Consider the following 8728-nt stretch of genomic DNA (forward strand, 5'->3'; position numbering starts at 1 on the left):
TTTGCTTCATGGTCAGGCGAAGTTCATGCCGCCGAAAGGCGTGATGAAATTGTCGGTTAGGGCATTGCTGCGCAGAGCCACATAGTCCGGTACGACCAGAGGGATCACCGGCAAGTCTCCCATGATGATCTGCTCCGCGTCCTTGTAGGCCGTGGCTCTTTCTTTTGGCTGGGACAGCGCCATCGCCGCCTCGATGATGGCGTCGAATTCGGCGTTGACCCAGCCAACCGGGTTGAAGCGGCTGCGGCTGGAAAACAGTTCGTCCAGGAAGTTCATCGGATCGGGGTAGGTCGCCGTCCACCCGAACAGGAAGGCCTCATAGTCACGCCGCCGCGAGCGGGAAATGAACTCCTGCCGAGGCGTCATCACCAGTTTGGCCGGAATGCCCGCGTTGTTCCATTGCGACACATAATAGACAAACTCCCGTCGATACTCCGGCACGATGTGTACGGCAAATGGCTCCAACCCCCGGCCTTCTGGATAACCGGCCTGGGCCAACAGATCCTTGGCTTTAATCGGATCATAGAGCAGGGCCGGGAGTCGCTCGTTCGTCAACAGGGCGGGAGGCACGACACCGTTGTGCACGCGGGCCATGCCTCGGAAGAAGCGCTCCACCATAGCTTCACGATCAATCAGCAAGGACATCGCCTGCCGCACACGAAGATCGCCGAAGGCCTTGACTCGGCGCGGGTCCAAAGCGACGGCGCGCATTTGCATGCGAGGGCACGAAATCAGTGATCGCTTAAAGCCCGGATCATCGGCGACCAAGCGCAGCGCGTCGGTGTCGACAAAAGAGAAATCAATCTGGCTGTCGTTGAACAACGTGATGCCATCGTTGCCGATGCCGGTCGCCAGAAACGACACCCGGTCAAACGGCACCACTCCGCCCCGCCAATGGGGGTTGGCCGCGACATCGACCCGAATGCCATCGGTGCTGCCTGTCAATCGATAGGGACCCGTGCCCGCCGACATCTCACGGTGCCAGTTGGGTCCGGCTTCCGCGATGGCTTCGACATCAACGATGTTGAAGCGGGCAAAGGGGAAAATCGCGCAAGGCTCGTCACACATCACCTCCAGCGTGTGATCGTCCAGCACAGTGACGCCGCTCAACTCGCCGCTGGCCTTGTTCCGCATGTCACGAAAGCCACGCACCTTGGATAAGGCGAGCGCGGCAAAATGCGTTCCCTCCGCCACAAGCGCCGCCTCGAACGTCCGTTTGACGTCCAGCGCCGTGAAAGGGCGCCCGGTTTGGAACAAAACATCGCGGCGCAGCGTCAGACGCCAGCGCCGCGCTCGATCGAAGGCCTCCCAGGACGTCGCCAAACCGGGCAGAATGCGGCCATCCGGGTCAACGCTGGTCAGACTTTCATACATAGCGCCAAGAATCTGACGCGCGACCAGATCATTGACCGTCAGCGGATTCAACGAGACGGGCAGGGCCTTGATGCCAACCCGCAAGGCTCCGGCCCCCGCAGCCCTAGCCGCCGAGCCCGCCGCAACCGATCCAGCCGCAACCCCCGCAGCGCCGAGCAGACTCAAGAAGTGTCGTCGCTGGACAGTCCGCATGTCGGCCCTCGTGGCGCTCAGTGTCGGAATCCCCATGCTGTAGCACAGGCGCAGCGCCTGGTCACGCAAGCCGACATGGCGCGGTCGGAGAAGCGAGGGTTTCGATCTCGAAAGGCACCCTTTGGTTGCTTACAAAATAACTTTCAACCAAAACGCGCTTTCGACATCGAAACCCCACCATTCTCAAAGGGTGAGCAGACCGTCGATCCGATCCCGCAACCGCTTCAGCCGCTCCCGGTGCTCCAACTGCAAAGCGGCTTCAACCGCGCTGATCGCGTCCAAATCGCGGTCGATGCGGTTGATCGCCTTGCCCAGAAGCTGCAACGGTTCAGCGGCGGCCTTCGCTGGGGTCGGACGGGCCGCCCGCACAGCGCTCACCGTCAAGCCGCCCGTGCGGGCTGATCGCCAGAGCTGGCGAGCGCGCTCAATGTCATCCATAAACGCCAGCTCCACCAACGCCGACCGCGACACCAGATCGGGGTTGGCGCGGTAATCGGCCAGAATGTCATCGGGCAGCGACAGAATCTTCAGACGCTTGGACACCTCGGCTTCCGAACAGCCGACGGCGGCGGCGACCTCAACCTGGGTGTATCCGTGCGCCTCGATCAATTGCGCCAGCCCGCGCGCCAGATCGATGGCGTCCAAATCGACACGCTGAACATTTTCGATCAGGGCGATTTCTTCGGGTTTGCCCTTGGTGATGATCGCCGGAATCGTCGGTCGGTCCAGCAAACGGAAAGCCCGCAGGCGCCGCTCGCCGGCAACCAGCCGGTAACGTCCCTTCTCCGCCGCTTCCTGCACCAGAACCGGCTGTTGCAAGCCATGACGGGCGATGGAGTCGGCCAGCGAACGCAAAGCGTCCTCATCGAACACGGTGCGGGGTTGATCCGGGTTGGTGTCGATCACCGCCAGATCGGCCTCGATCAACCGGGGCAGAACGCCGCTCAAACCGAACATCCGGTCGGTCTCCGTGGCGAAGCCAGACTCCTTGGCCTGGAGCACCGTGGCCGCCGTCTGGCGGGTCAGTTTTTTAGGCGGCATCGACAACCTCCGGCAAACGGCCGCTGGCGCTCAGCAGCGCGGTGGCGATGGCGGCGTAGCTTTCCACGCCGGGGGCGCCGATGTCGGCGTCCAGCGTGATGACGTTCGCCCCCGCCGCCTGGGCGTAGATCGTGGCGCGCGGGACCGGCGGAAACACCCGACGCTCAGCTCCCCACAAGCGGCTGATGTCGTCCAGCGAGGAACGGTCCTGAGTCTGGCGCGGGTTGTACATGGTGGGCAGGATGCCAAGAACCGCCAGACGTGGATTAAGACGCCGCTGGATCTTGCCGACCGTGTCGAGAAAGGCGCTGACCCCCAAAATGGCGTGCGGCTCGGCTTGGCACGGCACCAGAACAAAATCGGCGGCGGTCAGGGCGTTGATGGTGACGGCGCCCAGATTGGGCGCGCAGTCAATCACCACAACATCGTAACGCGTTCGCACCCCGTCCAGGATTTCCGCCAGCGCGGTCTGGGCGTTGGTCAGATTGCCCGGCAACTCGGTATCGGCGCTGGCCAGCGCGATGCTCGACGGCGCCACGTCCAGCCCTGGCACGCTGGTTGGCAAAATGATGTCTGCAAGTCCAATCTTGCCCATCAGAGCGTGATACAAGACCTTGCCCGCTTCGGTCAGGGCCACGACGTCGGCTTGCGGGATGCCAACATGCACCGTGGCGTTGCCTTGCGGATCGGCGTCCACCAGCAGCACCCGGTTGCCCGCCCTCGCCAAAATGAAGGCGAGGTTGATCGAGGTGGCGGTTTTGGCCGTCCCCCCCTTTTGCAAGCCAATGGCGATGGTGGCGCCCCGGCGCGGCTCTGTCGTTTCCGGCTGTTCCAGCGCCAGCAACAGCAAACGGCCCAGCACGTCGCGGGGCAGGGCCTCCTTGCCGGTTTCCCATTTGCTCAAGCGTTGCTTGTCGTATTTGCGCCCGGTCATTTCGTTGACGAAGGCCGCCATTTGCGTTTGGGTCAGGCCGCGCCGTTCCCGCAACGCTTTCAATTCCTCACCCGTCACCCCGCACCCTCCTGCGCCATCGGTTGGCGCAGAGCCTAGCAAGTCGTCGCCACTCGGGCAACTGGCGTCTACTAACGGAGGATGCGATCAGACCGTCTCGTCATACTCGACCTTGGGAACGTCGATCCAAGACGGGGCGGGACCATTGTCCTTGCGCCAGAACAGCACCGGCAAATCGGCGTTCAGCACCCGCCCCAGCACCGCGCCGCGCGCCTTCATGGTTTCCTTGTATTCAGCGGCGTCCACGATCCGCACGCCATAACCAGGGATTCGGCCCGTCTCAAGCACCGGGCCCAACGCGTTCTTGAACTTGCGCAGGTCATTGTCGGAGCCAACCCGCTTGCGCAGCGGCTCCAACGCCATCCAAAATCCGCTGCCCCGCGCCAGATGCGCGCGGGCAATCTCATAGAGCCGCTTCTCCACCGGCTTCAGCGCAAAATATTGGTCGTCATAGGTCAGCAGATTGTAGCCCAAAGCGGCGCGCGCCACCCAGCCCGACAGGGTCAGCTTCAACCCGCGAACGGCGCGTTCGCCGTCCTTCTTGCGCTGGTAAAGCAGCTTATAATCGGAAATCCACGAGAAGGCGCCGCTTTCCCCCTCCCCGCCGGTTTCCAGATTGGTTTTGATCTGCGTGCCCTGCAACCGCTCCAACGCGCCTTCGATCTTGTCATAGGCGCTGCCGCCCGCCGTCTTGCCGACGATGCGTTGCAGATCGCTGGTGGTGAAGTGCAACTCCCCCATCTTGGCCGTGGCCTTGCCTTGGTCCATCTTCTCGCGCAACAGAGAGATGGCGTAAAGCAGCACCGCCTTGTCCCAGATCGTCGCGACGCCGACGTTTTTCGGCGCGCGCACTTCGATCCGCACCTTGCCATCGTCATAGGTCGCCAGCGATTCAACCTTGTCCTTGGACAGGCCGAACAGGCTGTAGACCATCATGTGGCGGTCATTCTGAACGTCGCCCGTCAGCGGGGAGTCGAGCCGCAAAGCCAGTTGAAGCGGGCGTTCAAGAAGCTCGGCGTTGCTGCTGTCATCCATCCCATCTCTCCACGACACGCGGATCGCGTGCGACGGCCCGGTGTCCCAACTCATCCTGTCTGGGTGCGTGGTCCATCATTGACCACCGCGCCGTTCGGTTCCACTGCTGCGGCCCAAACGTCGTCGTTCTGCCGAAAGATTCCCCCGATCCTTCGGCTTTCCAGCAGAGCCGTCGCCACAAATGTCGCCGTTCTGCCAGTTTTTAAGGGGCCATTCTCGCGATTCGCCTTTTCCACCTCGGCTTGCCTGTGCTTTTCCAACCCGCCAGAACGTCTCTGTTCTGCCGGAGAGGGCAGGGGAAGAGCGCGCAAAATTACAGTAACTCATTAATTTTGTTTATTTTTATATAGAACCGTCAAACGGCGTACCTCTGGAAAAGGCGGAAACGCGGCATCGCACTGGCAGAACAGCGACGTTTGCCGAGCGCTGGTCGTTTCCGATTCTCGCGCGAATCCGGCGACCCCATCGGAGACGGGGGGCCGTGAATCACCGATTATTCGGCAGAACGACGACGCTTCTCTCCCAAATCACTTTGAAAGCTCGTTTTCGCGGCGAAGAATCTTTCGGCGGAACAGCGACACATGGCTCTGAATCTTTCGGCGGAACGGCGACGTCCATCGGAAAACCCACCAAGAAAACACAGAATAACCCATTGTATTATCATGATAAAATAGGATGACGCCGGGCATCCGTCGAGGCGGGCGGGATTTTGCCAAGATCGTGGACAGGGCGGCAACAGCGCGTACACATTGCAGTCTTGGGGTGAAAAGCCCCGCTTCAGGATTTTGCGCCCACGGCGATGGCTGCGCGCGCGACAGGAGAAACCGATGGCGTAACAGACACCCCATCTCCGGAAACACAAAAGGCCCAGATTGCTCTGGGCCCTTCGTGTCGGAAGGAGGAGACCGAGGGACACCCGATCACCCCACATCTGGCGGTTTGGCGACTCCATGATGGCAGGGCGGGCTTTGAAAGCCAAGTGGATTCACCCGAGTCCGCTTATGGAATCCCTTTGTCTCCGTCCCAGAGATTTGGAACGAGAGAGGGCTTGCCCATGAGGCCGTACATGGAGCTGTACCGGCGTTGGATTGCTGTGCCTGGCCTCCACGCCGCCGACATCGCGGTTTTGTCCGCGCTCTACGCGCACGCCGACAACAACGGCGTGTGCGCCGCCACACAAGGCGAATTGGCCGACGAGCTTGGCCAAAGTCGCGCCTGGATCAACGCGGTCCTCAAATCCCTGCAAGCCCCTGCCGTGGCTCTGGTCGAGGCGCGTCCGCACCGTGGTTATCGCGGTTTTCTTTACGCGTTGACCAACGCGTCGTCCGACACTTGCTGTCAGTCCGCTGACAGCAAGTGTCGGACGACAAACATCTCCTTAGATTCAGAGAATCCTGAATCCTCCTTCTCCTCCAAAACGGAGGGGCATGAGGCTTTGCCTCTCGATTGGACGCCGGAAGCCATCGATCTTGCTTGGGCGCGGACCCAACGGCCTGACATTGAACCGGCTCAAGTCACCCACAAGTTCGTCGCCTGGTGTCGTAAGGCGCATCAACGCAACGGCTACCGGCCAAGCGATCCCAGCTCCGCTTGGAGACGCTGGATCCTGCGGGAGTTGGTTACGCCCAGTGAACCACTCTCCGCTGATCTGTCGCACAGCCTACCCACCCAGACCATCGCCAGCGTTCGTCGTCGGAGTTCCAGCCATGACCACAATCCCTGTCCCTCGTCCCTTGCTTCGGGAAAGCTCCACGCCGCTGGACGGCGATCTGTGGAGCGGGGAGGCGCCGATGTGGTTGCCCGAAACCAAGACACCCTCGCCGCCCTCCGCGCTCGTCTCGCTTGCCCGGCTTGACGTCGTCGATCTGCGTTTTGAAACACAGGATTTGACGCCGGACGAGTTGGGGGTTTTGGCGGATCAGGTGGACGGGGCCATTGATCGGTTGGTCCCGCCAATTGGGGCGGACAATGTCTTGATCGGCGTCGAAAAGCTGGCCAACCGTTATCAGTTGGAATTGCCCGACGCCGCTCTCCTGGAGGCCGACATTCTGGCGATGGCCAATTGGCCGGCGGACCGCTGGATGGCCGCGTTCCGCCGGATCTGGACCGAATTTCGCAGTGGGTGGAGCCGATTTCCGAGTGTGGGCGATTTCCGCGCCGCGCTGGACGCCACGCCCGCCCCGGACGCTTCCCGGCAGATGGACGCTTTGCGTCGTCTTTCTTCGCGACTGCGGCAGGAGCAGAGCTTGCGGGCGCGAACCCTGGAGCAACGGCGGCGGATGCGCGAACGGGAGGAGGTTCTTTATCGTCTTCCCACGCCGGAGCGGCGGATTGAGATCGCGGAGGCTCCTTCGGTGGTCTCCACGGCGGTTCCGTCTGGATCCGGATCATTGATGAAACGCGCGCGTCACACGCAGGACCCGGCGGTTTGGGCGCCCGCTCCATCGCCCATGACAGGGAATAAAGCTGGCGGAGCAGGCCGGGACACTCGCTTTCCAGTCACGCCCGAAACGTCGGCAACCAGCAACGTCTGGCGGTTCAGCGGCGCTTCCCGGCCATCTCCTGGCCGGATCCAGGGCAGAGGCCAAGAAAACGGGCGGATCCGGTTGCCCGAATCCGCCCAGGTCAAGAGAACCGCAACCGGAGTCTGAACGTGCCTGCAAGACTCCGGCGCTTCAGAGAGGCCCGAAGGCCACCCGAACGGAGAAAATATGTGTTAGCCGGTGGTCAGCCCCCGGAGTTGCCGGTTGGCGACCGCCAACATCGCCAAATCAATGGCGGGTTGGCCGCGCAGCTCGGACAGCAGCGATTCAACCCGTTCGACGAGTGGACGACGCCGGGCGATCCAAGTGTCAACCGCCGCCGAATCCTCGGCTTCGCTTTCCAGAACCCGCAAGGTCAGGGCGCTTTGGTGGGCGAACAGGTCATCGACGATGGCGGCGACGGCTTGCTTTTGCCAGTGATTGTCGACCTTGGCCCCCGTCGCGCGGTCGCGCAGCCATTCCAATCCGAACTGGCGACCCAGACCGAAATAGACCGAGGCCACACCAGCGACGTCGCGCCCGCTTCTGGCGGCGATCCGCACCAGATCAGGGGCGGCGGCGAGGATTGGCAGAGCGGCCAGACGCCGGGCTACGGCGTCTGGCACGCCCTGCGCGACGCTGTCGGCCACTCGCGCGTTGAGGCGTGTGGCCTCTTCGCTGTCAAGGAAGTGGTCGAGACTTGCGGCCAAGGCGACCAATCCTGGTTGATAGGCGGCGACCTCGGCGGCCATATCGAGGGGATGGGTTCCGTTGACCAGGAACCAGGCGACCGCGCGATCCATCAACTGGACGGTTTCCAGGAACAGCGCCGTTTGCGCCGCCGCCGGGACGCGGTTGTCGAGGGCGTCGATGGCGGTCCACAGGTCGCGGAGGCCGAAGACTTCGCGGGTGATGGCGTAGGCGCGGGCGACGTCCGCCGGACCCAGGCCGGTCTTTTCCATCATCTCGCGGACGAAGGTCGGGCCGACGCGGTTGACCAGGCTGTTGGTCACTTGCGTGGCGACGATTTCACGGCGGAGGCGGTGACGGGCGATGGCCTCGCCCTGGCCGTCCTGCAAGGGCTTGGGGAAATAAGCCAGCAGATCGCCCGCCATCGCCGGATCGTCGGGCAGGTCCGAGGCCAGCAGATCGTCGTACAGCGTGATCTTGGCGTAGGCCAGCAGCACCGCCAGTTCCGGGCGGGTCAGGCCGCGCCGTTCGGCCATCCGTTCGGCGAGGTCCTCGTCGCTCGGCAGATACTCGATGGCGCGGTTCAGGCGACCGGCCTTTTCCAGCGCGCGGATGAAGCGGGCTTGCGCCTCCAGCAGCGCCGGGCCTTGCGCTTGCGCGATGGTCAGGGCCTGGGTCTGCCGGTAATTGTCGGCCAGAACCAGCCCCGCCACCTCGTCCGTCATCGCCGCCATCAGCACGTCGCGCTGCTTGACCGTCATGTCGCCGCGCGCCACCACGTCGCCCAGCAGCACCTTGATGTTCACTTCGTGGTCCGACGTGTCCACGCCCGCCGAATTGTCGATGGCGTCGGTGTTCAGCC

The 8728-nt window shown here is 62.8% G+C and carries 7 protein-coding genes; 2 read left to right on the plus strand and 5 right to left on the minus strand.

All coding sequences use genetic code 11. The features are described from left to right. Positions 1-12: 12 nt before the first annotated feature. The 4 genes from ACODS4_RS12310 to ACODS4_RS12325 all read right to left on the minus strand — a co-directional run bounded on the left by ACODS4_RS12310 (position 13) and on the right by ACODS4_RS12325 (position 4654). A complete protein-coding gene (locus tag ACODS4_RS12310; RefSeq protein WP_488863967.1) occupies positions 13-1458 on the minus strand; it encodes an ABC transporter substrate-binding protein in 1446 nt (481 codons plus the stop codon). Positions 1459-1749: 291 nt separating this feature from the next. Continuing rightward, a complete protein-coding gene (locus ACODS4_RS12315; protein WP_488863969.1) occupies positions 1750-2607 on the minus strand; it encodes a ParB/RepB/Spo0J family partition protein in 858 nt (285 codons plus the stop codon). Beyond that, positions 2597-3619 (minus strand): AAA family ATPase, encoded by a 1023-nt coding sequence (locus ACODS4_RS12320; RefSeq protein ID WP_488863971.1) that lies wholly within the window; start codon positions 3617-3619, stop codon positions 2597-2599. Before ACODS4_RS12320 ends, ACODS4_RS12315 begins: the two co-directional genes overlap by 11 nt. Before the next feature lie 87 nt (positions 3620-3706). Beyond that, on the minus strand, positions 3707-4654 hold the full coding sequence (locus tag ACODS4_RS12325) for a replication initiator protein A (RefSeq protein ID WP_488863973.1): 948 nt from the start codon (positions 4652-4654) through the stop codon (positions 3707-3709). A 1066-nt stretch (positions 4655-5720) separates the two neighbouring features. On the opposite strand from ACODS4_RS12325, the gene ACODS4_RS12330 reads away from it, so the two are divergent. Further along, entirely contained in the window at positions 5721-6509 is a 789-nt protein-coding gene (locus ACODS4_RS12330) for a MarR family transcriptional regulator (RefSeq protein ID WP_488863975.1), read from the plus strand. A gap of 118 nt (positions 6510-6627) precedes the next feature. Further along, the gene (locus ACODS4_RS12335; protein WP_488863977.1) at positions 6628-7305 is read left to right on the plus strand and encodes a hypothetical protein; all 678 of its coding nucleotides are present in this window, start codon (positions 6628-6630) and stop codon (positions 7303-7305) included. Between the two features lie 65 nt (positions 7306-7370). Here ACODS4_RS12335 and ACODS4_RS12340 read toward each other — a convergent pair. Then, on the minus strand, positions 7371-8728 hold a 1358-nt coding region (locus ACODS4_RS12340), incomplete at its 5' end, for an NAD-glutamate dehydrogenase domain-containing protein (protein WP_488863979.1).

The organism is Azospirillum sp. FG154, from assembly GCF_057809575.1.